This is a genomic window from Shewanella algicola (assembly GCF_014648035.1).
Classification (GTDB): Bacteria; Pseudomonadota; Gammaproteobacteria; order Enterobacterales; family Shewanellaceae; genus Shewanella; species Shewanella algicola.
This window is the reverse complement of record NZ_BMQI01000026.1, coordinates 14428-40807: the sequence shown is the minus strand read 5'-3', so window position 1 is coordinate 40807 and position 26380 is coordinate 14428. Positions and strand designations below refer to the sequence as shown.

Below are 26380 nucleotides of genomic sequence, written 5' to 3'. Positions count from 1 at the left end.
CATGGCTCGCGTAACTGTAGAAGACGCCGTAAACAAAATCGGCAACCGTTTTGATATGATCCTGGTTGCAGCGCGTCGCGCACGCCAAATCGCCGTGCAAGGTAAAGATCCTATGGTTGAGGAGATGAACGACAAGCCAACGGTTATCGCATTGCGCGAAATCGAGCTTGGTTTAGTCACCTCAAACACATTAGATGCTGACGAACGCCAAACTGTGCGTGAACGTGAAGCAGCTGAAATCGCAGCTGTTGCAGCTATTGCAGAAGGCCGCGTAGTTTAAGGAGTAGCGCCACTTGTATCTGTTTGAAGGTCTAAAAGAGTCAGCGTCCAGCTATTTAGAGCCGGAGCAAGTCGAATTACTCAAGCAGGCCTATTTGGTTGCGCGTGATGCCCACGAAGGGCAAATGCGCACAAGTGGCGAGCCTTACATTACCCACCCCGTTGCGGTAAGCCGCATCTTGGCGGACATGCGACTCGATCACGAGTCCCTTATGGCTGCCCTGCTCCATGACACCATTGAAGACACACCCGTCACCAAAGAAGAGCTCACCGAGCTGTTTGGTATTACGGTTGCGGAATTAGTCGAAGGTGTATCTAAGCTAGACAAAATTAAGTTTCGCGACAAAAAAGAAGCCCAAGCGGAAAACTTCCGCAAAATGATGATGGCAATGACTCAAGATATTCGAGTGATCCTCATTAAATTGGCTGACCGTACTCACAATATGCGTACACTTGGGGCACTTCGCCCAGACAAGCGTCGTCGTATTGCTCGCGAAACCTTAGAAATTTATGCGCCAATTGCCAATCGATTAGGTATTCACAACATTAAAATCGAACTTGAAGACTTAGGTTTTCAAGCTTATTACCCTATGCGACATAGAGTGATACGAGAAGTTGTAAAAGCCGCACGAGGCAATCGCAAAGAGTTAATAAACAGTATTGAATCAGCAATTGAGTCTCGCCTTGAAGAAGCTGGCATTCCAGCGAAAGTTAAAGGCCGTGAAAAAAACCTTTATTCTATTTACTGTAAAATGCGCAGCAAAGAGCTTCAGTTTCAAGAAGTGATGGACATCTACGCGTTTAGAATTATTGTTGACTCCATAGACACCAGTTACCGCGTTCTCGGTGCGATGCATGGCTTATATAAACCTCGCCCGGGTCGCTTTAAAGATTATATCGCCATTCCAAAAGCCAATGGTTATCAATCTTTGCACACCTCTTTATTTGGTCCACATGCTGTGCCTGTTGAAGTGCAAATTCGCACCGAAGAAATGGATCAAATGGCAGACAAAGGGGTTGCTGCGCATTGGATGTACAAAAATAGCACCGATACAGCTAAACAAAATACGACTCAAGTTCGCGCCCACAAGTGGATGCAAAGCTTGCTTGAACTTCAGCAAAGTGCAAGTAGCTCATTTGAGTTTGTTGAAAATGTTAAAACCGAATTATTCCCAGAAGAAATCTACGTATTTACACCAGAAGGCCGCATTCTGGAGCTACCCGTTAACTCTACAGCAGTCGACTTTGCCTATGAAGTTCACACCGATGTGGGTAACTCATGCGTTGGTGCACGCGTTAATCGTCAAGCATATCCATTAAGCCAACCGCTTATTTCTGGGCAAACCGTTGAAATTATTACCGCTAAAGGTGCAAGACCCAACGCTGCATGGCTCAATTTTGTGGTTACAGGTAAGGCACGCGGTAAAATTCGCCAGGTGTTAAAGAGCCTCAAAGGTGATAACGCCATCGCACTCGGTAAGCGCTTATTAAACCATGCCTTAGGTGATACTAAGCTAGAAACCATTCCACCAGAATTGCTCGAAAAAGTGATTAAAGAAACCAAACACACTTCGCTTGACTCGTTGCTGGCCGATATTGGCTTAGGCAACGCCATGAGCATTGTGATTGCCCAACGCTTGGTTGGCGAGCAGTTTGACTCGCAAGATCACACCAAAGAAAAACCACAAATGCCAATTCGTGGTGCTGAAGGCATGTTAGTGACTTACGCTAACTGTTGTCGCCCTATCCCGGGTGATGCGGTCATCGCCCATGTCAGTCCAGGTAAAGGCCTAGTGGTTCACATGGAAAGCTGCGCCAATATTCGTGGTTATCAAGGCGAGCCAGACAAGTACATTTCAGTGCATTGGGATAACGTTGAGGGTGCTGAATACCAAGCTAATTTGCGAGTTGAAATTGTTAACCACCATGGTGCATTAGCTAAAATCACTTCTATCATTGCCTCTGCAGGTTCGAATATTCACAACCTCAGTACAGAAGAACGTGATGGCCGTGTGTATTTGATTAATTTACGTATTTCAGTTAAAGATCGTGTCCATCTAGCCAACGTTATGCGCCGGATCCGTGTGTTACCTGAAGTATTACGCACATCGCGTAACCGTTAATTACTGCTAATTATAAGAGAGTACCCAAATGGCTGAAAAGATCATTATCGCAACCGACAAAGCCCCACAAGCAATTGGCACTTATTCGCAAGCCGTTAAAGTGGGCAGTACCGTTTATCTATCTGGTCAAATTCCATTAGATCCAAAAACAATGACCATGATAAGCGATGATTTTTCAGAGCAAGTTGTGCAAGTGTTCGAAAACTTAACCGCAGTGTGTGACGCGGCTGACGGCACAATGAGTGACATCGTTAAATTAAATATCTTTTTAACTGACTTGTCTCACTTTGCTACTGTAAACGAAATTATGAGTCGTTACTTTCAACAACCTTACCCTGCTCGCGCAGCGATTGGTGTCAAAGAGCTACCTAAAGGCTCACTGGTTGAAATGGACGGCATAATGGAAATTTAACAGCCATTGTTAGAGTTTCTATAAAGGCACCTTGGGTGTCTTTTTTATTATTTGTCACTTCCATTCTATAGAGTATTTGCTCAACTCTTATTGTTTATTCAACAAATTCTGTTAACTTACCCTAGTGTGACCTTGCACGCATAGTGTGCAAATTGTTTGCGCCAATGCACAAAAATGGCCATACTAAGTTGGTGATTTACTCAACTATAAAATCCACAATAACAATAAAGAACATGGAAGCGTCGATGGAAAATTTAATTAAAACTCCCGTTGAGATGTTGTCTCATTGGGTAGAAACTCAAGGTGACAAAGTTTACCTTCGCCAGCCAATTGGCGGCAAATATGTGGATTTCACATGGCGCGAAGTCCAGCAAAAAATGCAGCAAATTGCAGGCTCACTTCGTCACTTAGGCCTAGCACCAGGCGACAAGGTTGCCGTACTGTCTAAAAACTGCGCCGAGTGGTTCATTGTCGATTTAGCCTTAATGTATGGCGGCTACATTAGCGTACCTATTTATCCCACAGCCAATGCTGAAACTATTCGATATGTGGTTGAACACAGCGGTGTTAAAGCTATTTTTAGCGGCAAACTTGATCATTGGGCAGAACAAGAGGCCGCTGTTGGGGGCGACATTCTTCGTTTAGCCATGCCGTACGACACCATGCCAGCACAATATCACTGGGAACAATTGCTAACACTGGGTCAGCCATTAGTTGATGCACCATTCCCAACCACCGACCAGGTGATGACCCTTATTTATACTTCTGGCTCGACGGGCAAACCTAAAGGTGCCATTCAAACCTTCGCCAGTTATGGCTGGGCATGTGAGGCCGTGGTACGCGATTTAAAAACCAACACCGCTGACCGTCTGTTATCTTATTTACCGCTTGCCCACATTACTGAACGTGTTGCCATTGAAGGCTCATCATATTATTCAGGCTCTACCGTTGCCTTTGTTGAAAGCCTAGATTCATTTGTCGACGACATTCAACGCTGTCGCCCGACGGTATTTTTCTCTGTACCGCGCTTATGGACAGTATTCCAGCTTAATATTATTAATAAAATTGGTGAGAAAAAACTTAAAAACTTACTCAAGCTGCCTATTATTAGCAGTATTGTTAAAATCAAAATTAAAAAAGGTTTGGGTTTAGACCAGTCTCGCTTAAACGGATCAGGTTCGGCGCCTATCCCGCCGTCATTAATACAATGGTACAACTCTGTCGGAATTGATATTTGTGAAGCATGGGGTATGACAGAAAACAGTGCATATTCGATTATCAACTATCCATTTAATCCCAATAAAATTGGCACTGTCGGTCGACCTGTTGAAGGTAGCCTTGTACGTAAAAGTGAACAAGGTGAGTTGTTAGTGAAAAGCCCTGGATTAATGCAAGGCTATTACCTACAAGAAGAAGCCACTAAAGCCGCATTTGCAGAAGATGGCTTTTTCTATACCGGTGATTTGTGTGAAATCGACGAAGATGGCTACATTGAAATTACTGGCCGAGTAAAAGACAACTTCAAAACCTCTAAAGGTAAATATGTTGCACCAGTGCCCATTGAACGTCGATTAGCTCAGGACTCACACGTAGAACTGATTTGTGTTATTGGATCCGGTTTACCGCATCCTATCGCACTGGTTCAATTGTCTGAAGGCTCTAAACTACAACCACGCGAAGAGGTCAGATCATCATTAAAAGAAACTCTAGACAGCGTTAACCCGCATTTAGAGTCACACGAACATGTTGATGCTATTGTCGTTGTTAATGAAGATTGGAACATCGAAAATGATGTGCTCACGCCAACACTTAAAATTAAACGCCACGTGCTTGAAAAAGTCTTTAGCGCTAAAGTTGAAGGTGTTCGCGGTGCCCAAATCCGCTGGGAAGATGAGCTGTAATTTGCAACAGATATTTTTAATCTGACCCGAAAAAAATACACGCTATATAGCGTGTATTTTTTTGACATATTCTGTCAATACACGCGCACAATTAGGCAGTATTAATATAGTACAGCCTAACTTTACAAGGCAGAAACAATCATGTTCATTGCGTTATCGATTATTGGCGGTTTTATCATATTAACCTTTGGCGCTGAAGCATTAGTGCGCGGTGCAAGTGCGGTTGCGCTACGTTTAGGTATTGCTCCACTTATTATTGGATTAACCATTGTCGCATTTGGTACCAGCGCCCCTGAACTCGCGGTCAGCGTAAAATCAGCACTTGCAGGTAACCCGGGTATTGCGCTGGGTAACGTGGTGGGCTCTAACATCGTTAACGTTGGGCTTATCTTAGCCATAACCGCACTTATCCGTCCGATTACCGTGCAATCACAAATGGTTAAACGCGATATTCCCATCATGATCGCGGCATCAGTTTTAGTGTGGTTCTTATTACTCGACGGCGATGTCAGTTTTATTGATGGTGCTATTTTATTTAACCTATTGCTTGGTTATTTAGGTTTTAGTTATATCAGCTCAAAAAATAATCCCGAAGCGTTAGACATTGATGCCACACCACAAAAACCACTGTTGTCAGTACTACTCATTGCAGTAGGGATTGCCATGTTAGTTGGCGGCGGAATTTTGTTTGTCGATGGCGCGGTTGATTTAGCGAAACAGTTCGGCATAAGCGAAGTGATTATCGGTTTAACGATTGTGGCTATTGGCACCAGTATGCCTGAACTGGTCACCTCGGTGATGGCCGCATTAAAAGGTCAAAGTGACATCGCGATTGGTAATGTTGTAGGCTCAAACATATTCAATGTGCTGGGCATTTTAGGTGCAACAGCATTAATCCATCCGGTGTCAGCGGCAGGGTTTAATGAGGTCGATTTTATCGCCATGTTGATTTTTGCCATTATGGTGTTGCCATTTGCCTGGAGTGGCTTACGCATTGGTCGCCGTGAAGGCAGCGTGTTACTTGCTGGATACTTGGGCTATACCAGTTATTTGGTCATGCAAGTGGTGTAGTCCACTCACTTATTACGATGACGCAAATTGAATAAATAAAATAAGGCCAACAGCAATGTTGGCCTTATTCATTAGTATTAGCAAAACAAAATGACATTTGTCACCTTATTTTGGTGACCTTTGTGCCTGATAATCAAATTGGTGTTTCTCCATACTAAGGTTATTCCCACACAGGGTGGGCAATAAGGAGATAGCCATGAAAACACTATTATTAATCACTAGCCTTAGTTTAGTCAGCCACCACAGTTTTGCTGATATCAAGGATATTGATGACGCAGCTAACACCATGAACATAAGTCAACTAGCGCAATATAGCCAAAACACCAGTGACTATGAGCAAGCCTACGCATTTTATCGATTAGCCATCACCGCTAACATTAGCGGTCAACGCAAACAGACTGCCGATTCGTTAAACCAGGCCCAAAATACCCTAGAAAACTTACTCAGTGCACAAGCAACTGCAGACTCACAAGCACTGTTAGCAGCAGTATATGGCATGCAAATCGCGTTAGATAACAACAAAGGTGCTGAGTACGGTATGAAAACTGCCACACTATTACAACAAGCCACAGAGCTAGAGCCCAACAACCCAAGAGTCAGTTTAGTCAAAGCAATCAATGCATTTTACACCCCGAGCGTATTTGGCGGCGGACTAGAAAAAGCCCAATCCTTCGCAAGCCAAGCTATTACGCTTTACGACCTACCTTGCGACACCATTTGTTGGGGGCATGCTGAAGCCTATACATGGCGAGGACTTGCCAAACAGGAGCAAGGAGATTTAACCGCTGCAATGGAAGACTGGCAAGCTGCAATAGACATAGACCCACACTACGGCTGGGCTATATTTCTCTTAAACCAACAGGCTGTAAAACAGTAATGCCTTTTGCTTTTTCTTGAGTTAACGCGCAGTTACTCTATGATTAACTGCGCTGGGAGGCACAATGACATCTTGCTTATCACCTAATAATGAAAAAAGTTACGAACAAAAAACCGCATGGGTTTATCTTATAAACTTAGGTTTTTATTTTATCCCACTGTTTTTTATGGATGGTCAATGGTTAAAAATAACCTTAGCCGTAGCCTTGTTAATCCCTTTTGTTATTGGCTACTTTTGGGCATATAACAACTCAACAGAACACGCCTACAAACCCATTTTGTTCATGTTAATCATCGCGATTGCAGCGGGGTGGTTAACCAGTGGCGCAATTTCACTTTTTAGCTTTTGTTGCTTCTTTATCGGCTTTTTCTACTCACTTAGAACCGCGATATTGAGCTTTATTGGTATTAGTGTTCTCCTATTAACCATAAACCTTTGGGTAGGTTACTCTGGCTATTATTTTACTTTTTACGGCATGGGGATCTGTTTGGGTGTTGGGGTATTTGGTGTTATTGAACGAAAGCGCCAACAAATAAAACGCCAGCAGCAGCAATCTAATGACGAAATCACTCAACTTGCCACCTCGCTGGAACGCGAACGTATTGCCCGCGACTTACATGATGTTATGGGCCATCACTTAGCTTCAATTGCATTAAAAGCGGAACTAGCAGATAAGCTTATTAGCGCAGGTAAAACCGAACAAGCACAACTGCAAATTAACCAAGTAAGCCAAATAACTCGTGACTGTTTGAGCCAAATACGTCATACCGTGACCGATTACAAACACCAGGGCATAAGCCAAACTACTCATACGCTAAGCCAAATGTTGCGAGACAAATCCATTGCGGTCACCATTGAAGGTCAATGGCCAAAATTAAATAATCTTGCGGAATCACAATTGTGTCTTATGTTAACCGAGCTGGTGAATAACACCCTTAAACACAGCAAAACTGACCACTGTAAGATGGCAATCCAAACCATAGATAACCAATTACAGCTGCAATATATTGAAAATACTTCAATAAAATCCTTAACTGAGGGTAACGGTTTAAAAGGTATTAGAGAGCGTGCGGCGTTATTGCATGCCGATGTGCAATACCAGTTTAGTCCACAGTTTATTGTCACCATCAACTTGCCACTGACAGAGCCGACATGAATATTTTATTAGCAGAAGATCAAGCAATGGTCCGCGGTGCACTCGCCGCGCTTTTGACCCTCACCGACGATGACATGCAGATTACCGAAGTAGAAGACGGCGACAGCGCCTTAAAAATGCTCAAATCACAGCATTATGATTTATTGTTAACCGACATCGAAATGCCAGGTAAATCAGGTTTAGAATTAAGCCAATGGTTGCAACAACAAGCCAGTTCAACCAAGGTGATAATCCTGACCACCTTTGGCCGAGCCGGTTATATCAAGCGAGCCTTAGAATATGGTGTCAGTGGTTTTTTATTGAAAGACGCTCCATCAGATGAACTTATCAGCACCATAAAACAAGTGATGGCTGGCAAACGGGTTATTGACCCAGAGTTAGCATTTAGTGCCATCGGTGAAATCGACCCGCTTAATGACAAAGAACGCCGAGCATTACGCCTAGCCAGTGAAGGGTTATCTACCGCAGATATTGCCGGCAAATTGTTTATCGCCGAAGGCACGGTGCGCAACTATTTATCTGAAGCCATCAATAAACTCAATGCAAGTAATCGTATTGATGCAGCGAGAATCGCCAAGCAAAAGGGCTGGCTGTAATAGCATATTGCCTTGTGGGTAAACTCTGCTAAGATAACCTAAACATCTGTATATAATTACAGTGATTGATTGGGGCTAATTGAAATCACTGTTGTTTTTACTTTTTAATTATCAATTTTAGGTGCACGCAATTTGCTACGACTGGATCAAGTTCCAATCACAGACCTTAAAGGCGTTGCCAAAAAGGTCGCAGAAAAGCTGGCTAAGCTCGGGATCAAAACAGTACAAGATGTGTTGTTTCATTTACCGCTGCGCTACGAAGACCGCACGCAAATTTATCCCATTGCCGCTCTGCCTCCAGCGAGTTATGGCACCATCGAAGGTGAAATTCAATCGACTCAAATCATGCAAGGTAAGCGCCGCATGTTAGTGTGTAATGTCCGCGACCATAGCGGCATCATGAGCCTGCGCTTTTTTAACTTTTCGATTGCGCAACGAAATGGCATGGAAAACGGTGCCATTATTCGGGCTTATGGCGAAATAAGACGCGGTAATCATCACAAAGAAATCGTTCACCCTGAATACCAAATCATTCACCCAGGTGAAACCGTCAACTTAAGTGACACTCTCACGCCGATTTACCCCACAACAGAAGGCCTAAAACAAGCCAGTTGGATACGCTTAACAGAACAAGCATTGGCCATGCTAGACCAAGGCGGATTACCTGAATTACTCCCCGCAAATTTGCAACCCAATAACATTAGCTTGCGCGATGCGCTGCATACTTTGCACCGTCCTTCGAGTTCAGTATCACCTTATGAGTTAGAGCAAGGACAACACCCAGCACAACAACGGTTGATTCAAGAAGAATTACTCGCACATAACCTTAGCATGTTGCAACTACGCCAAAGGAGTAATCAAGATGCGGCCGTTGCCATGCCAACAACGAGGCAATTATTACAGCCATTTTTGGCTCAATTACCTTTTTCGCCAACGGGTGCGCAACAGCGTGTAGTCGCTGAAATCAACCAAGATTTACAACAACCAACGCCGATGATGCGCCTTGTGCAGGGCGATGTAGGCTCAGGTAAAACCCTAGTGGCAGCACTCGCCGCATTGCAGGCTATAGAAAATGGTTATCAAGTGGCGATGATGGCGCCAACGGAGTTACTAGCAGAACAACACGCGGCTAATTTTGCCACATGGTTTGAACCTTTAGGCCTAAAAGTCGGCTGGTTAGCCGGCAAACTGAAAGGCAAAGCCAGAGCACAATCACTTGAAGACATTGCCAGCGGCGCAGCACAAATGGTGATTGGTACTCATGCCATTTTTCAACAAGCCGTTGTTTTTAACAAACTGGCGTTAATCATCATTGATGAACAACACCGTTTTGGGGTACATCAGCGTCTAGGTTTGCGTGAAAAAGGCATTAGTCAGGGGTTTCATCCACATCAACTGATCATGACCGCCACCCCAATACCGCGGACACTCGCGATGACAGCCTATGCCGATCTCGACACTTCCATCATAGATGAACTCCCACCGGGGCGAACGCCTGTTACCACTGTGGCCATTGCCGATACACGCCGGGAGCAAATCATTGAACGAGTAAGGCATGCCGCCATAAACGATAATCGTCAGGCTTATTGGGTGTGCACCTTAATTGAAGAATCTGAAGTATTAGAGTGCCAGGCTGCAGAAGACACTGCAGCAGAACTGAGTGTCGCACTGCCCGAATTAAAAATCGGTTTGGTCCATGGCCGGATGAAAAGTGCTGAAAAGCAAGCCATCATGGCACAGTTTAAATCAGGTGAATTGAACTTATTGGTGGCCACTACCGTCATAGAAGTCGGCGTTGATGTGCCTAATGCCAGTTTAATGATTATTGAAAATCCAGAGCGACTAGGGCTTGCTCAATTACATCAGCTACGAGGCCGAGTGGGGCGTGGCGCCATAGCCAGCCATTGTGTATTGCTATACAAGGCGCCACTATCGCAAACGGCAACCAAACGCTTGGGAGTGCTAAGAGACAGCAATGACGGTTTTGTTATTGCACAAAAAGACCTTGAAATCAGAGGGCCTGGTGAAGTGCTTGGCACAAAACAAACCGGTTTAGCTGACCTTAAAATTGCCGACTTAATTCGCGATCAGCACCTCATCGCCCCGACTCAAAAATTGGCAGTGCACATCAACCAGCAGGTACCACAAAATATCGACGCTATCATTGAACGATGGCTAGGAGACCGCCAACAGTATGTCCAAGCCTAAAAGCTTGAGCATAAAATGAATTTTTGTAGATGATCATCAGTTATCACTAGACAACGCTGTTGAATATTGCAAAATGGTATAATGACCATGCAGTATTTTTCGACTCCATCTAGATATCTAGCAAACACGCCAAGGAATTGAAATGCAAGTTAATGAAGAAGACAGAATCAGCCCTCAATCTGATGAAAAATCAGGTTCTAACATTGCCTTTATCGCAATCGCGGTGATCGCGCTATTAGCTGCAAGTAGTTATTTCTATTTTACCAGCGATGACAGCGAAGAATTTGACCCCGTTGTGATAACCCCTGTAGAGCTACCAGAAGCACTGCCGGCAGCACCTATTGAACAAGCTCCGATTGAAGAACCACAACAAATCGAATCGAACATCGATGATGTCGTGCCGACTGGCGAACCTGAAACAAACAACGAAACCGTTGTCGTTGAGCCATTACCCGCGCTAACAGAATCAGACGACTTTGTTGAAACCAAAACCCTAGCCATCGCTAACGGAATGAACATTGCGCCAATGATTTTGAAAAAAGACATTGCCCGTCAATTTGTGGTGTTTGTCGACAACCTAGCGCAAGGCGAGTTGGTGCGTAAGGCGAGTCCGTTAAAAGGCCCTGAAACTGCGTTTTCGGTTAGCGAAATCACCAATAAAACCTTCTTAAATCCTGACAGCTACCATCGTTACGATTTGTATGCAGACTTTGTTGCTGGCTTAAATGAGAAAGATTTAGTCACAACCTACACAGAGCTTAAACCTCTATTTGCAGAGGCTTTCGCTGAGCTAGGTTACAGCGATGTCGATTTTGATAAACGCATGCAATCCGTCTTTACTATGGTGGCAAATGCGCCGATTATCGAAGACCCGATTGAACTGTCTTATTTCAGTGTCAATTACCAATTTGCGGATCCTAATTTAGAAGCCTTACCTAACGCGCAAAAATTGCTAATTCGTATGGGACCTGAAAACACCCGCAAAATAAAAGCTGCGGTTAAAAAACTTCAGGCCAACTTTCCAACACATTAATCATTTAACTTATATTCTAAATACCTTAAATAGCGTGGCTAACCAGCCGCGCTTTTTTTATTGATGTTTTGAGTCGATATTGTTGAGTAAATAATCTAAAAAAATCGTTTTTTCTTTTGCGTGACTTCTTAAACAACCCCTGTTAGGTGTACAATTAGCGTCGTTAACGAATAGTCAGCAAATAGATGATTATTTTTTAACACTTAGATAAGGATAGCTAGGCAGTTATAGAGGCAAAGTAGTGCACTTAACATTTCAACTTCTCTCATGGGGCGCATGGTCTCCAGACTTTCAAACCATTGAAAGCTGGCAACATTGGCAACATTGGCAACATTGGCAACAGCCAAACACAAGTGTGTCTGCTAGCCAAGCAACGCCTGCCCTATCGCACATCCCAGCAATGCAACGTCGCCGCTTTAGCCGCCTCACCAAAATGATGTTAACGGCAGCGCACGAATGCCAAGTCGCGCCGCAAACTCGCAGCATTTTTTCATCACGACATGGCGAACTGACCCGTACCCTTGGGCTACTAAAAGATATCACCGAACAACAGCCGCTTTCGCCTATGGCTTTTAGCCAATCAGTACACAACACAGCCAGTGGCATTTTCGGCATCGTGACTCATAATACAGCCGCTTCAACATCCATCGCTGCAGGTGAGCAAACCCTCCCCCAAGCATTAATTGAAGCTTACGCGCAGCTGGCACAAGACCCTAGCCCATTATTGATGGTGTTTGGCGATGATCCTGTCCCCCCTGTTTACAGTGAGTTTACCCACGAAGTGGAGCTGCCCATCGCCTTAGGGTTATACCTAGCACCTGCCAATAGTGATGTGAATGCAAGAGTCACCCTAAGCGTATCCGACCGCCCAATCTCAGGCAAAAATCTAGATAACATCAGCTTTAGCCAATTAATTCACCACATCGCCACAGGTAAAAACATCCAGGGGAGTTTATGTCATTGGTATTGGTCTGTTGAGCATCATGATTAATTCGCAGCCGTCAGCCCCCTTTACCTCTCAACAAAGCTTAGCCCCAAAACTAACTGGGTTTAGGTATATCCCGCGGTGGATAGGTGGCGCAATGTGTTACATGGTGTTTGGTCTTGGCGGTTTGCTCAGTTCATTAACCATACTGCCAGTATTACGTTATTGGCCAGGGTCTAAGCAGGCCCGCACAGCGAGAGTGCAACGAACCGTGAGTTTAATGTTTAAAGGTTTTGTTGCCATGTTAACCGCAGTGGGTGTGATTAATGTCAGCACCAAAAATCTGCATTTATTACAACAAGCTCAAGGCCATATTGTGATTGCCAACCACCCAACCTTGGTGGATGTCGTGGTACTCATTAGCCTAATGCCAAATGCGGGCTGCATTGTAAAACAAAGCTTATGGCGTAATCCGTTTATTCGTGGGGTGTTATCTAGCGTGGGCTATATCCCCAATCGCAGCGCCAACCTACTGCTGCAAGATTGTAAGCAAGTGTTAAATAACGCCACAAACTTAGTGATTTTTCCTGAGGGCACCCGCACACTGGTTGGCAATGTCATCAACCCATTTGCGCGCGGGGCGGCTAATATTGCCATCCGTACTCAAAGTGATATTTTACCAGTGGTACTTCGCACTGATGTAGCAGGCTTAACCAAACAAGAGCCTTGGTACCAAATACCACGGCAAACCATCAACATGTCGGTTGAAATTGCCGATAGCGTACTGCACCATGACGATGAGATTACCCAAGGTAACGAAGCAAAAATGGCTCGGCAACTCACCCGAGATTTACAACAGTTTTATTTAAACAGCCTATCAATCCCTATTGATAGCCATACTGATAAGAAACGAAAATAATGAACTTACACAATCAAATTAAACAGCTGATCATTGACAGCTTAGACCTAGAAGATGTCACCATTGATGATATCGATACAGATGCCGCACTATTTGGTGAAGGCCTAGGTTTAGATTCTATTGATGCGCTAGAACTGGGTCTTGCTATCAAAAAAGAATTCGACGTCAAAATTGAAGCCAATTCAGACGCAACCAAAGCACACTTTTTCAGTGTGGCTAGCCTGGCTAGCTTTATTGAATCACAACGTGTTTAGGAGCCAGCATGCAAAACCGTGATCAAATTCTTGCCATGCTCAGCACCATTTTAGTGGATGAGTTTGAAATAGACCCAGCAGATATTAGCTTAGATGCATCATTGTATGAAGAGTTGGATTTAGACAGCATCGATGCCGTGGATTTAGTGATTAAGTTGCAACAACTCACCGGTAAAAAGATTCAACCAGAAGAATTTAAAACCGTGCGTACCGTTAATGATGTGGTTAACGCTGTAGAAGGATTAATGCAAAGCTAATGAGGTTATTCTTGCAGATCATTACCACGTTAGTGATTGTTGCGTACCCATTAGCAGTGTATTTTGGATTACAGTATTTACCGCCCGGCTACATCGCCTTATTGCTATGCGTGTTACTGCTTACTCGTATGATAGTCACCAAGCAACAAGTGCGTGCAATGGTATTGCCGCTCATTGTTGGGATAGGGTTAACTGGGGCCAGTTTTATTGCTAAGCGTAATGACTGGCTTCTGTATTATCCGGTGGTCATCAACCTCAGCTTATTGAGTTTATTTAGTTATTCGCTGGTGTTTGGGCCCAGTATGATTGAACGCTTAGCTCGGATAAAAGAGCCTGATTTACCAGACTCAGCAATTGAATATTTGCGCACCATAACCAAATTATGGTGTGGACTCTTTGTTGTCAATGGCGCCATAGCAGCCTACACAGCAATAGCCACAACAATTGAAATGTGGACGCTTTACAACGGACTGATAGCTTATGTGCTCATAGGCATGCTACTCAGTGGTGAATGGATTTATCGCAAGTTTTGGCTGAAAAAACATGACTAAACTTTTGCTTAACTGGTTAACCAATGGCCCTGCTGCTCAGCAGCTTATTAGCTTTGATCATCATGACATCATGACGGGTTCGTTATTTTGCGCCCATGTCACTCACTTGCACAACCAGCTCAGTCAAAGCGATGCCAAGCGCTGGTTACTGGCCGCCCAAAACAGTGATTTATTTGCCGCAGGTCTTTGCGCAGCATTACTTGCGGGTAAGCAAGTGGTACTGCCAGCCAACACTCAACGCGGCACATTAAGTCAACTTAACCATGAGTTTGACGCCATTATTGCCGACAAACCGTTATGCGAAGCTGGCGAGTTTGTTAGCCTTAAAAAAGAACTCAGCCTTCCCGCGGCAAACTGGCCGAAAGCCAACACCTTAGGTGAACTGGTTTTATTTACATCTGGCAGCAGTGGTCAGCCCAAAGCCATTACCAAAACCCTTGCGCAACTTGATGCCGAAGTCAGTATTTTAGAGCATACCTTTGCCCAGCACTTACCACATTGCTCTGTGGTATCAACGGTATCGCATCAGCACATTTATGGTTTATTGTTTAAAATTTTATGGCCGTTAGCGGCAAGTCGAGCTTTTTTAAGCGAACAAATAGACTTTCCAGAAACCCTAAGCTATTACCTCGCCATTATGCCAAACCTGTGTTTAATCAGCAGTCCGGCGCAGCTAACCCGTTTACCCGACGCCCTTGATAACCAACCACAACAGCGTACTCCAAGTTTAATTTTCAGCTCAGGTGGACCGTTAAATTTTGAATCAGCACAAGCGGTTAAACAGTGCTTTAAGCAATTACCTATTGAGGTATTTGGCAGTACCGAAACCGGCGGTATCGCTTATCGACGTCAGCACCAGCAACAACAAACCTGGCAGCCGTTTGAACGGGTAAACGTGAATGCCGATCCGCACGATGGGGCATTAATGTTGCAGTCGGTTTACTTAGACAGTCCTGACACCTGGGTAAAATGCGATGACAAAATCGAGTTGCTTGAAAATGGTCAATTTCGTTTACTGCACCGCTTAGATCGCATTGTCAAAATAGAAGAAAAGCGCTTATCACTTGCGCAATTAGAGCACTTGCTACAAAGCCATCCGTTTGTCAGTGACGCGGCAGTCACGGTATTAGAACAACCACGCATCATGCTTGGCGCGGCGGTTTGCTTAAATGAACTTGGCAGACAAACCCTTAAAGATGAAGGTAAGTTAGCGATTAATACCGCCCTAAAAAATCACTTACTGAGCCAGTTTGAGCGCATCACGTTACCTAAGCGCTGGCGCTACCCAAACACCTTGCCGCTTAATAGCCAGGGCAAACGTACTTCAGCCGATATAGCAGCTTTATTTATTCATGATTAAATCAGTATTACCGCAAATTATTCATCAACACGCCGAGGGTGAACAATGCCATTGGCGCTTGTTCATTAGTGGCGAATTGGCTTTTTTTGACGGCCACTTTCCTGAGCAGGCCGTACTGCCAGGCGTAACGCAATTAGATTGGGCCGTTAAGTTAGGCTGTAACGCGTTTGGCTATAATGCCAATGTCGCCACGCTCGAAGTGCTTAAGTTTCAGCAACTCATTTTGCCCAATACCTATGTTGATTTAGTCATCGAACATCAGGCGCACAAATCGAAACTTATTTTCAGTTACCGTGATGGCGACAAACGCTTTGCTTCTGGTCGAATAGCTCTTAATTCCAGCATTAATACAGATATGAACACCGCCATGAATACAGAGAGTGCCTCATGACATTGGCGTTAGTAATTCCCAACTACAACCACCATATCGCGATAGAAAAAACCTTAACCGATTTGGCTCAATACCAATTACCTTGTTATTTGGTCGACGACGGCAGTGACGATCAAACCCGTTATGTGCTGCAAGCGCTAGCCGATAAGTTTAGCTGGGTGACCTTAATTCAACATCCTTATAATCGCGGTAAAGGCGCGGCGGTAATGAGCGGCTTACGCCAGGCTTACCGTGATGGCTATAGCCATGCTTTACAAGTTGATGCTGATGGCCAGCATAATTTAGCCGACATCCCCTTGATGATCGCCACCAGCGAGCAACACCCTACAACCTTGATATCAGGCCAACCGCAATATGATGATTCGGTGCCCAAAGGTCGCTTATATGGCCGTTACATTACCCATTTTTGGGTGTGGGTAGAAACCCTCAGCTTTGATATTCAAGATTCTATGTGTGGTTTTAGAGTCTATCCGCTTGCGGCTACCGAACAGTTATTTAGTCAGCAGGCACTAGGCGAGCGCATGGATTTTGATATTGAAGTCATGGTTAAACTGCACTGGCAAGGTACGCCCGTGGTGCATGTGCCAACCAAAGTCATTTACCCAGAAGATGGCATTAGCCACTTCCAAGGCGTAAAAGATAATGTGCGCATTAGTTGGATGCACACCAAGCTATTTTTTGGCATGTTAACCCGCTTGCCTCGCATGATTGCTAAGCCGCATTTAGCGCCAAATAGCCCAGCGACACAAGATTCAAATCAGCCGAATCAACAACATCAGTCAACTCAAACAACAACTAAACATTGGTCAGCCATGAGCGAGCGCGGCAGCTTTTGGGGTATTCAATTTTTAGCTCAATGCTATCGCCTTGGCGGGCATTGGTTGTGCCGTGCTGTGATGTATCCGGTGATCTGTTATTTCTTCCTTACCGGAAAAACCGCTCGTGATGCGTCATTGGGCTTTTTGTATCGTGTACAACAGCAACAACCCAATCATCCACAGTTAAACCGTCCAGTAGGTTGGCGCGACAGCCTTAGGCATTTTTTTGCTTTTGGTAATGCCGCACTCGACCGAATAGATGCCTGGTGCGACAGAATTAACCTCGCCCAAGTCGACTTTAACGACCGTCATATTCTGGCAAATCAAGTGGCTACGGGACGCGGCGCAGTATTGATTGTGTCGCATTTAGGCAATATGGAACTGTGCCGCGCTATCTCCATCCACCAGCAAAAAGTCAAGGTGAATGTGATGGTGCTGACCCAGCATGCAGAGAACTTTAATAAAGTCCTACAACAACTTAACCCGCAAAGTAGCCTGAATTTAATCCATGTAAATGAACTCGACCCTAGTACTGCGATGTTATTGCAACAAAAGATTGATCAAGGTGAAATTGTGGTGATTGCAGCAGACCGTACCTCATCAAGCAGCCAGGGGCGTGTGACTTATTTACCTTTTTTAGGCCAGGAAGCCGCTTTTCCACAAGGGCCATTTATTTTGGCCAGTTTATTAGATTGCCCGGTGTATACCCTATTTTGCATTCGCCAACATGGTCGTTATCAAGTCCATGTTGAACACTTAAGCGACACGCTAAAAGGCCCTCGAGCCGGCAGAACAGCACGCTTAACCGATGCAATGACTCAATATAGCCAGCGTTTAGCCCATTTTGCGCAACTCGCGCCAATGCAATGGTTTAACTTTTTCGATTTTTGGCGCAAGGACGAGCTGGTTACCCGTAACAACCAGCCTTCACACTCAAGTGCAGCCCCATTACCCAGTCAGGACAGATAATCTCATGAGCCACACATCTTCAGCAGACACGACCGATAACACAGTGCACTTTGGTCAACAGTACCTCAGCCTAGAGCAAGTGGTTGCGGTAGCCAAAGGTGCCCAGGTAAAACTGACTGACACCACTGACTACGTTGAATACATTCAAAAAGGCGCACGCTTCATTGACAGTTTATTGCATGAAGAAGGCGTAGTGTATGGCGTCACCACCGGCTATGGCGACTCTTGCACCGTCAATGTCAGCTTAGATTTAGTCCACGAATTACCGCTGCATTTAACCCGCTTTCATGGTTGTGGCTTAGGCGACATTTTTAGCCCAATGCAATCTCGCGCCATTATGGCGTGCCGCCTCAACTCATTGGCCGTGGGTAAATCTGGCGTGAGCTATCAACTATTGCAACGTATTGAATGGCTATTAAACAACGACATCACGCCTATCATTCCTCAAGAAGGCTCAGTTGGCGCCAGTGGTGATTTAACCCCGCTGTCTTACCTTGCGGCAGTGTTAGTCGGCGAGCGCGAAGTGATGTATCAAGGTAAACGCCAAGCCACTAAAGATGTGTATTTACAACTTGGCATAGTGCCTCTGAGATTGCGCCCAAAAGAAGGCCTTGCATTGATGAACGGCACCGCCGTCATGACAGCGCTTGCGTGTTTAGCCTATGACAGATCGCAATACTTAAGCCGTTTATCGAGCCGTATAACCGCAATGGCGTCCTTAACCCTTAAAGGTAACTCCAACCATTTTGACGACATTTTGTTTGCCGCCAAACCTCACCCAGGGCAAAACCAAATTGCCAGTTGGATCCGTGAAGACTTAAACCACCATACTCATCCGCGTAATTCCGACCGCCTACAAGATCGTTACTCTATTCGCTGTGCGCCGCATATTATTGGGGTATTGCAAGATGCACTGCCGTTTATGCGCCAGTTTATTGAAACCGAACTCAACAGCGCTAACGACAACCCGATTGTGGATGGCGAAGGCGAGCACATACTTCATGGCGGCCACTTTTATGGTGGGCATATTGCCTTTGCCATGGATGCACTGAAAAACGCAGTAGCCAATATTGCCGATTTAATCGATCGCCAGATGGCACTGGTAATGGACCCGAAATTTAATAACGGTTTACCGGCTAATTTATCAGCGGCAACCGGCGAACGCCGCGCCATTAACCACGGCTTTAAAGCAGTACAAATCGGTGTGTCTGCCTGGACTGCAGAAGCGCTAAAAAACACCATGCCTGCCAGTGTGTTTTCACGCTCAACAGAGTGTCATAATCAAGATAAAGTCAGCATGGGCACCATTGCCGCACGAGATTGCATGCGCGTGCTGCAACTTACTGAACAAGTGGCAGCTGCGGCCTTGTTAGCCATGAGTCAGGGGATCCAACTGCGGGTGATACAGCAAGAGTTAGATCCGCAGTCATTAACCCCGTCGCTCGCTAAAACCCTTGAGCAAGTGAGTGAGGCTTGTGAGCTGCTCACTGAAGACCGTCCTTTAGAATCAGCACTGCGCCAAACGGTCGAAAAAATTCAACTCGGTCAATGGGAGGTGTGCTGAATGAAAGGTTTACTGCTTACCGAAATGGAAATGGTGATCCCATTTCACGATGTCGACTCCATGGGTATTACTTGGCATGGTAACTACCTGCGTTACTTTGAAGTAGTGCGTTGCCAGCTGCTCGATAAGCTCGGCTATAACTACCGCACCATGCTTGAGTCAGGCTATGCCTGGCCGATTGTCGACGTACAAATCAAATATGTTAAAAGCAGCACCTTTGATCAAAAAGTCAAAGTGATTGCCGCCATTGTTGAATGGGAAAACCGTTTACGGATTAACTATCAAATTGTCGATGCTCAAACCAATGCGCGTATTACCAAGGGCTATACCATCCAGGCTGCGGTAGAGATTGCCACCCAGGAGTTATGCTTTGTAACGCCAGAGGTGTTTCAGCAAAAAATTCGTCCGTTATTAGATGAGAGCCAAGCCTGATGCCAGTAATTAAGGCGCTGCTGATAACATTAATGTATTTGGTGCTTTGCGCCAGCACACTGGCTGCTAGCGTTAGTGCAGCTCCGACACCTATAAAGGCAGAGAACAAGCTTCAACTGACAGGGGGTCAGCTGACAGAAGCTCAATTGGCACAAATTAACCATTTGTACCAACAGCCGGCTAGCTCGTCAGCTCTTGAGACATTAGCACAGCAACTGAATTTACAAGCCGATACCCGCGGACAATTCCTGCAGCTGCGGCATTTAGCTGTGCTCAAAAAACCGTTACAAAGCCAGGGTCGGTTTATTTTCAGTCCTAGTCAGGGTTTGGTTTGGCAACAACTTAAACCCTTTAACAGCTTGATGGTGCTTAAAGATCAGCAATTAATTCAGCAAAACAGTCAGGGAAAAGTGCAACAGCTCAGCGCAGCAGCCAGCGGCAATCCCATCGCGCAGCAACTGCCGCGTTTATTGCAAGCCATCATGGCCGGCGACATAAACGCGCTCAGCGCTGACTTTAGGTTATTTATGCCCACAGAAACAACAGGCTCAGTGTGGCAACTCGGCTTACAAGCAAAAGATCCGCAAGTGCATGCCGCTATGGGTAACATTACCCTCAGTGGTGAAACTCACATTCGCTCACTCATCATGACCAGCCAACAAACGGACATCAGCGACTACACCTACATACAATTTACTAATACTGAACATGGCCCACTTAGCGACAGTGAATTTGTACTATTTAGCCTAAACAGTGAGTTAGCTCAGTAATGCCTCGCAACCCATTTAATGTATTGATCTCAGCCAAAAGCCGCTTTGCCCTATGGCTATTATTACTGCTTGCCATGTTAATTAGTGGCGCTTGGCAATGGCAGCAAGGCGCGCGGATCCAAACTGATATTTTGGCCATGTTGCCTCATTTACAACAAGACAAACTCACTGAAACAGCATTAGACACCGTCGAGCAACGACTCGCCAATCAAGTATATATTGCCATATTAGCAGAGAGCGACAATCAGGCCGTTAATGCCGCTCAGCAGTTAATGACCTCGTTACAAAGCCAGCCACAACAACCTTTTATCGCCATTAGAAGTGGCGCTGACAATCAGTTAGAAGAGTTAGCCAAAGTGTATTTTGAGCATCGCTTTAGTTTACTCACCCACCAGCAAAAACATGCGCTAGAAACAGATAACTGGCATGAGCTGTTAGCGACCGCGCAAAATCAACTGTATAGCGCCTTTAGTTTTGCTAACAGCCAACTGTTAGCGAGCGACCCGCTGTTATTGTTTCCAGCAAACTTGTTGGCACTCTCGCCTAATAGTAAACTTCGTCGCCAACAGGGTATTTTACTCACCGATACAGATAGCGGAGTTGCCGCTATCGTTATGGCCAAAGGCCGCGACAGTGCGTTTAGTCCTACGGCACAGCAACAGCAAATATTGGCTCTAGAATCTGCATTTAGTCATGTAAACCAACAGCATCCGCAAATCAGTTTTCTCAAAGCGGGCGCACTGTTTCATGCTATCGCCGCAACCGAATCAGCCAAACAAGAGATCAGTAAAATCGGCCTAATCTCACTGCTGGGCATTGTATTACTGGTGTGGTTGGCATTTCGCTCGCTAATGCCGTTAGTGGCAGCAACCCTGACCTTATCCACTGGGGTCGTGTTTGCTTTTGTCGCTACTCTTAGCTTATTTGGTGAATTGCATTTACTGACATTAGTGTTTGGCACCAGCTTAATTGGTGTGGCCATTGATTACAGCTTTCATTTTTATTGTGAAAAACAAGCACACCCTAATGACACTGCCAGTGACACCATCAAACGTATTTTCCCTGCGCTAACACTCGCATTAGCCACCAGCGCCAGTGCATTTATCGCCATTGGTTTTACGCCTTTCCCGGGGATGCAACAAGTCGCGGTATTTTGCGCTGCGGGCTTAATAGGCGCGTATCTCACCTTGTTGTTAGTATTCACGCTTTTGGGAAATCATTCACTAAAGCACACTCAAGGGCTTGGGTTTGCTCAGGCATATTTAAACGGGTTACAGCGCGTATTTACTCCAACAAAAACGTTACAAAAAGCAGTACTCATGTTGCTGCCCGTTGCTATATTAGCCATACTGTTTTTCGGATTATCGCAACTCACTAGCAACGATGATATTCGGCAATTGCAGCAAAGCCCAGAGGCGATAACCACTGAAGAAAACCAGCTGAGGCAATTACTCAGCGGCGGCACAGATAACCAATTTATTTTGGTCAGTAGCGCTAATGAACAAAACTTACTGCAAACACTTGAGCAACTAACCCCAGTATTAGATGCCGCCATCGCAGACAATGAAATCGCTCAAGCAATAAGCCTCAGTCGCTTTATGCCAAGCATGGCGCGTCAGCAGTATCACTACCTACTACAGCAACAGCTTTACCAACAACACCTAGCTGAAATCATTGAGCAAATGGACCTGGATGACAGCATAAAGGCCAGTTTAATGGCCGAGCTTAATCTGGCTGACTCAGCATGGCTCACACCTCAAACTGTGCTTAAGCACGCCAATGATGATTTAAAAGCCTTGTGGTTGGGTGATGTTGCAAGCGCTGACAATACGACACAATTTGGCGCCATTGTATTACTAGGCGGCATTCATTCTCTGCCCTCGTTAACCCTGCGACTCGCGAATCAAGATTGGCCTTTAGGGCAAGTCAGAGTGATTGATAAGGTTGGCGATATATCCAACATTATGGGCCAGTATCGCCAACTGACGTTTCAGTTGTTAATGTGGGTGTTTGCGCTTGCCAGTATTGTTTTTAGCGTTAAATATGGCATTAAACTGGCGCTTGCCATTGTTGCTGTACCGGCACTTGCCGTGTTGCTTACTCTGGCTTGTTTAGGATTAGTTGGCTCAAGCATTAGCTTATTTCATGCCCTAGCCTTTATTTTAGTGCTGGGTATTGGTATTGATTACAGCTTATTTTTTGCCGAAGCCAAACACACCAGTCATGGAGTGATGATGGCAATATTTATGTCGGCCTGCTCAACCTTATTAGCCTTTGGTTTATTGGCGCTGAGCCAAACCCATGCGATTCACTTTTTCGGCCTAACGCTTTTATTTGGCATCAGCTTTGCTTTTTTATTAGCGCCGTTTATTTCATTTTTTACAAGGAAGTCACTGTAAATGCAAAGCAATCAAACAAGCACAGTTAACAACATGGACGTCGACGTTGCCATTATTGGTGCAGGCCCGTCTGGCGCGATTGCAGCCAGTTTATTACGCCAACAAGGCCATAAGGTTGTAGTTGTTGAAAAACAGCAGTTTCCGCGTTTTTCTATCGGCGAGAGTTTACTGCCTTGTTGTATGCAGTTTATTGAACAAGCCGGTATGCTAGATGCGGTTAATCAGGCTGGCTTTCAATTTAAAAACGGCGCCGCATTTCGTCATCAAAGCCGTTACACCACATTCGACTTTACCGATAAGTTCACCCCAGGCCCGGGCACTACGTTTCAAGTTCAGCGCGGCCAATTTGATAAATTATTGGCTGACACGGCCATCAGCCAGGGGGTTGATATTCGCTTTGGTCATCAGGTTGATTCGGTCGATATTAGCAACGAACCCACACTGCAAATCACTGATGAACAAGGTCATCCTTATCAAATCAATGCCAAATTTATTGTCGATGCCAGCGGCTTTGGCCGGGTATTACCTCGGTTATTAGACCTTGAACGACCATCAAACTTGCCATCACGCAGCGCTATTTTTACCCATATAGAAGACAATATTAGCGATAGCGAATTTGACCGCAATAAAATTCTCATCAGCGTTCATCCCGAACATAAAGACATTTGGTATTGGCTCATTCCCTTTAGCAATAACCGCTGCTCTATTGGTGTAGTCGGCGAGCCCCATTTATTAGCACATTTAACTGGCAGCCTGGAGCAACAGTTGCTGGCGATTATTGCGCAGGAGCCTGATTTAAAGCGTTTACTCGCCAATGCCAAAGTAGTGCAACCCTGTGCAACGCTCCAGGGTTACTCGGCCAATGTGACCACGCTTGCCACCAACAAGTTTGCTTTATTGGGTAATGCGGGTGAGTTTCTTGACCCAGTATTTTCATCTGGGGTTACTATTGCTATGCAGTCGGCCGTCATGGCGTGCGCAAATTTGGATAAGCAACTCAAAGGTGAAACCGTCGATTGGCAAGCCGATTACGCTGAGCCGTTAATGCTTGGGGTTAATACCTTTAGAACTTATGTTCAGGCCTGGTATGACGGCCGTTTTCAGGATGTGATTTTTTATCAACAGGCAAACAGTAATGTAAAACAAATGATTTGCTCAATATTGGCAGGTTACGCATGGGACTCTAAAAACCCGTTTGTGAAAGAGTCAGAGCGTCGCCTTAATACCATCGTTGAGTTATGTCGGGAGTTAGACGTTGCTTAAGTGTAGTCGTGCTATCAAAATGATTGGCGCAGTGTTTTTGCTGTGCGCATTGGCAAGTTGCAGCCAACAATTTACCCGGCAAAGCTGTATGGCGATAAGCAGTCAGGCTCAATATTGTCTTGCGCCGACAGTGAACGCATTGAATGCCCAAAGTGATATCAGTCTAAGCCAAATGATCAGCATGAGCCATGGCACGGATAATCATGAGTTACTGACTCAATTAGAGCTCACCTCACAACGTATGACCTTAGTGGGGCTCGCGCCATTAGGCCAGGCATTGTTTACCTTGGTGTACGATGGCCACACCTTACAAAGTGAGCAAAGTCGTTTGTTAGGCGATACATTTAATGCCGAGTATTTAATGGCCATTATGCAGCTTATCTACTGGCCAACGCAGCAAGTCAATCAGCAGCTCACAGATGCTCAGTTGCTGGATACACCTTGCACAAGTGCGTTATGTAAACAGTTAGTCGATGCCGATGGCGAGCAAATCAGTATTAGCTATAGTGAGCTCAACCCGTGGCAAGCCAATATTAGCGTTACCATCAAATCAGCCGACATTTTGTTGCACATTACGCCACTCGAGTAACCAATGACACAGACTGAGCACACAATATGAATAACCGAATCGCAATCACCCATATCGGACTTTGTACGCCGTTAGGCAACTCGCCTGAAACAGTGTTGCAGCGCTTGGTTAATGGCGACACCTGTGCCATGCGATATCGTAATGATGTATTGTTTAGCGGCCCAACGATTGTCGGCTGCGTAAATGATGACAGCCTTATCGATATTCCGGCGCATTTACAGCTGTTTGCTTGTCGAAATAATCAGTTACTCCATACCGCAGCAATGCAAATTGCCGAGGCTGTGAGCGAGACAAAAGCACGATATGGCGCTGGTAGAGTTGGCATAGTTTTAGGTACCAGTACCTCGGGTATTTCCAAAGGTGAAGCCGCATTAGCCTATCAACTCGAACATGGTCACTTTCCACCAAGTTACCATTACTCACAACAAGAGCTGGGCAGCACTAGCGACTACCTCAAGCAGTTATTTGAACTCGAAGGCCCCTGCTACACTGTGTCGACGGCGTGTTCATCAAGTGCCAAAGTGTTTGCCAGCGCACAACGATTACTGCACGCAAACTTGTGTGACATGGTTATCGTGGGCGGCGTAGACAGTTTATGCCAATTAACCGTAAATGGATTTAACTCGCTAGAGTCTATTGCTAAAGCACATTGTAATCCGTTTAGCCTAAACCGCGACGGCATTAATATTGGTGAGGGCGCTGCGCTATTTACCTTAACGCGTGGTCAAAGCGACGTGATGCTAGCGGGTATAGGCGAATCTGCCGACGCCCACCATATTTCAGCGCCGCACCCTGAAGGCCTCGGCGCCATCGCAGCCATGAATAGCGCATTAGCTGCGGCAAACATTCAGCCAGAACAAATCGATTATGTTAATTTGCACGGCACCGCCACACCCAAAAATGATGCCATGGAATCACGCGCCATCACCAAAGTATTTAGCCCCGCCATACCACCGTGTAGCTCAACCAAACCCTTAACGGGCCACACCTTGGGCGCTGCAGGCGCCATTGAAGCGGCATTTTGTTATTTGCTGCTTAGCCAGCATAATCAGTTTGCGCAGTTGCCACCGCATATATGGGATGGCCAGGCTGACAATAACGACCCAAGCATACCCTTAGTGAGCGCCAACACTTTGCAACAAGCCAATTCACGGCTAGCCAATTCACAACCAGCAAAGTCACTCAACTATATTATGAGTAACTCATTTGCCTTTGGTGGCAGCAACGCCAGCGTTATTTTTTGTAAAAAGGATGCCTAGAGCC

25 protein-coding genes are annotated in these 26380 nt (G+C 45.4%); all 25 read left to right on the top strand.

The window, feature by feature from the left end:
• The first annotated feature begins 1 nt into the window (after position 1).
• The 25 genes from rpoZ (at position 2) to IEY42_RS12305 (ending at position 26376) form a co-directional block, all read left to right on the top strand.
• Entirely contained in the window at positions 2 to 280 is a 279-nt protein-coding gene (gene rpoZ, locus IEY42_RS12425; RefSeq protein ID WP_160051914.1) for a DNA-directed RNA polymerase subunit omega, read from the top strand.
• A 13-nt stretch (positions 281 to 293) separates the two neighbouring features.
• A complete protein-coding gene (gene spoT, locus IEY42_RS12420) occupies positions 294 to 2402 on the top strand; it encodes a bifunctional GTP diphosphokinase/guanosine-3',5'-bis pyrophosphate 3'-pyrophosphohydrolase (protein WP_188925525.1) in 2109 nt (702 codons plus the stop codon).
• Between the two features lie 28 nt (positions 2403 to 2430).
• Entirely contained in the window at positions 2431 to 2814 is a 384-nt protein-coding gene (gene ridA / locus IEY42_RS12415; protein ID WP_188925524.1) for a deaminase RidA, read from the top strand.
• Between the two features lie 245 nt (positions 2815 to 3059).
• A complete protein-coding gene (locus IEY42_RS12410) occupies positions 3060 to 4715 on the top strand; it encodes an AMP-binding protein (protein WP_188925523.1) in 1656 nt (551 codons plus the stop codon).
• Positions 4716 to 4856: 141 nt separating this feature from the next.
• On the top strand, positions 4857 to 5786 hold the full coding sequence (locus tag IEY42_RS12405) for a calcium/sodium antiporter (protein ID WP_188925522.1): 930 nt from the start codon (positions 4857 to 4859) through the stop codon (positions 5784 to 5786).
• Between the two features lie 196 nt (positions 5787 to 5982).
• Positions 5983 to 6663, top strand: coding sequence for a tetratricopeptide repeat protein (locus tag IEY42_RS12400; protein ID WP_188925521.1), 681 nt, complete (start codon positions 5983 to 5985; stop codon positions 6661 to 6663).
• A 64-nt stretch (positions 6664 to 6727) separates the two neighbouring features.
• Positions 6728 to 7819 (top strand): histidine kinase, encoded by a 1092-nt coding sequence (locus tag IEY42_RS12395; RefSeq protein WP_188925520.1) that lies wholly within the window; start codon positions 6728 to 6730, stop codon positions 7817 to 7819.
• Entirely contained in the window at positions 7816 to 8415 is a 600-nt protein-coding gene (locus tag IEY42_RS12390) for a response regulator transcription factor (RefSeq protein ID WP_188925519.1), read from the top strand. The genes IEY42_RS12395 and IEY42_RS12390 overlap by 4 nt, the downstream gene beginning before the upstream one ends.
• Positions 8416 to 8547: 132 nt before the next feature.
• A complete protein-coding gene (gene recG / locus IEY42_RS12385; RefSeq protein WP_188925518.1) occupies positions 8548 to 10623 on the top strand; it encodes an ATP-dependent DNA helicase RecG in 2076 nt (691 codons plus the stop codon).
• Between the two features lie 142 nt (positions 10624 to 10765).
• Positions 10766 to 11656 (top strand): DUF3014 domain-containing protein, encoded by an 891-nt coding sequence (locus IEY42_RS12380; RefSeq protein ID WP_188925517.1) that lies wholly within the window; start codon positions 10766 to 10768, stop codon positions 11654 to 11656.
• 241 nt (positions 11657 to 11897) lie between these two features.
• Entirely contained in the window at positions 11898 to 12647 is a 750-nt protein-coding gene (locus tag IEY42_RS12375; RefSeq protein WP_188925516.1) for a beta-ketoacyl synthase chain length factor, read from the top strand.
• Positions 12640 to 13500 carry a lysophospholipid acyltransferase family protein gene (locus tag IEY42_RS12370; RefSeq protein ID WP_188925515.1) on the top strand — a complete coding sequence of 287 codons (861 nt, stop codon included), beginning with the start codon at positions 12640 to 12642 and terminating at the stop codon, positions 13498 to 13500. The genes IEY42_RS12375 and IEY42_RS12370 overlap by 8 nt, the downstream gene beginning before the upstream one ends.
• Positions 13500 to 13754 (top strand): phosphopantetheine-binding protein, encoded by a 255-nt coding sequence (locus IEY42_RS12365; protein ID WP_160051926.1) that lies wholly within the window; start codon positions 13500 to 13502, stop codon positions 13752 to 13754. Before IEY42_RS12370 ends, IEY42_RS12365 begins: the two co-directional genes overlap by 1 nt.
• Before the next feature lie 8 nt (positions 13755 to 13762).
• A complete protein-coding gene (locus IEY42_RS12360; protein ID WP_188925514.1) occupies positions 13763 to 14011 on the top strand; it encodes an acyl carrier protein in 249 nt (82 codons plus the stop codon).
• Entirely contained in the window at positions 14011 to 14562 is a 552-nt protein-coding gene (locus IEY42_RS12355; protein ID WP_188925513.1) for a COG4648 family protein, read from the top strand. The genes IEY42_RS12360 and IEY42_RS12355 overlap by 1 nt, the downstream gene beginning before the upstream one ends.
• Entirely contained in the window at positions 14555 to 15922 is a 1368-nt protein-coding gene (locus tag IEY42_RS12350) for an AMP-binding protein (RefSeq protein WP_188925512.1), read from the top strand. The genes IEY42_RS12355 and IEY42_RS12350 overlap by 8 nt, the downstream gene beginning before the upstream one ends.
• A complete protein-coding gene (locus IEY42_RS12345) occupies positions 15915 to 16313 on the top strand; it encodes an ApeI family dehydratase (RefSeq protein WP_188925511.1) in 399 nt (132 codons plus the stop codon). Before IEY42_RS12350 ends, IEY42_RS12345 begins: the two co-directional genes overlap by 8 nt.
• On the top strand, positions 16310 to 18100 hold the full coding sequence (locus tag IEY42_RS12340; protein ID WP_188925510.1) for a glycosyltransferase family 2 protein: 1791 nt from the start codon (positions 16310 to 16312) through the stop codon (positions 18098 to 18100). The genes IEY42_RS12345 and IEY42_RS12340 overlap by 4 nt, the downstream gene beginning before the upstream one ends.
• A gap of 4 nt (positions 18101 to 18104) precedes the next feature.
• Entirely contained in the window at positions 18105 to 19664 is a 1560-nt protein-coding gene (locus IEY42_RS12335; protein ID WP_188925509.1) for an HAL/PAL/TAL family ammonia-lyase, read from the top strand.
• Positions 19665 to 20096, top strand: a complete 432-nt coding sequence (locus tag IEY42_RS12330; protein WP_160051933.1) for an acyl-CoA thioesterase — start codon at positions 19665 to 19667, stop codon at positions 20094 to 20096.
• On the top strand, positions 20096 to 20866 hold the full coding sequence (locus IEY42_RS12325; RefSeq protein ID WP_188925508.1) for a LolA family protein: 771 nt from the start codon (positions 20096 to 20098) through the stop codon (positions 20864 to 20866). The genes IEY42_RS12330 and IEY42_RS12325 overlap by 1 nt, the downstream gene beginning before the upstream one ends.
• On the top strand, positions 20866 to 23265 hold the full coding sequence (locus tag IEY42_RS12320; RefSeq protein WP_188925507.1) for an MMPL family transporter: 2400 nt from the start codon (positions 20866 to 20868) through the stop codon (positions 23263 to 23265). The genes IEY42_RS12325 and IEY42_RS12320 overlap by 1 nt, the downstream gene beginning before the upstream one ends.
• Positions 23266 to 24528 carry an NAD(P)/FAD-dependent oxidoreductase gene (locus IEY42_RS12315; protein WP_188925506.1) on the top strand — a complete coding sequence of 421 codons (1263 nt, stop codon included), beginning with the start codon at positions 23266 to 23268 and terminating at the stop codon, positions 24526 to 24528.
• Positions 24521 to 25117: a DUF3261 domain-containing protein gene (locus IEY42_RS12310; protein ID WP_229780046.1), complete on the top strand. Its 597-nt coding sequence runs from the start codon at positions 24521 to 24523 to the stop codon at positions 25115 to 25117. Before IEY42_RS12315 ends, IEY42_RS12310 begins: the two co-directional genes overlap by 8 nt.
• A gap of 26 nt (positions 25118 to 25143) precedes the next feature.
• Positions 25144 to 26376, top strand: coding sequence for a beta-ketoacyl-[acyl-carrier-protein] synthase family protein (locus IEY42_RS12305; RefSeq protein WP_188925505.1), 1233 nt, complete (start codon positions 25144 to 25146; stop codon positions 26374 to 26376).
• Positions 26377 to 26380 lie beyond the last annotated feature (4 nt).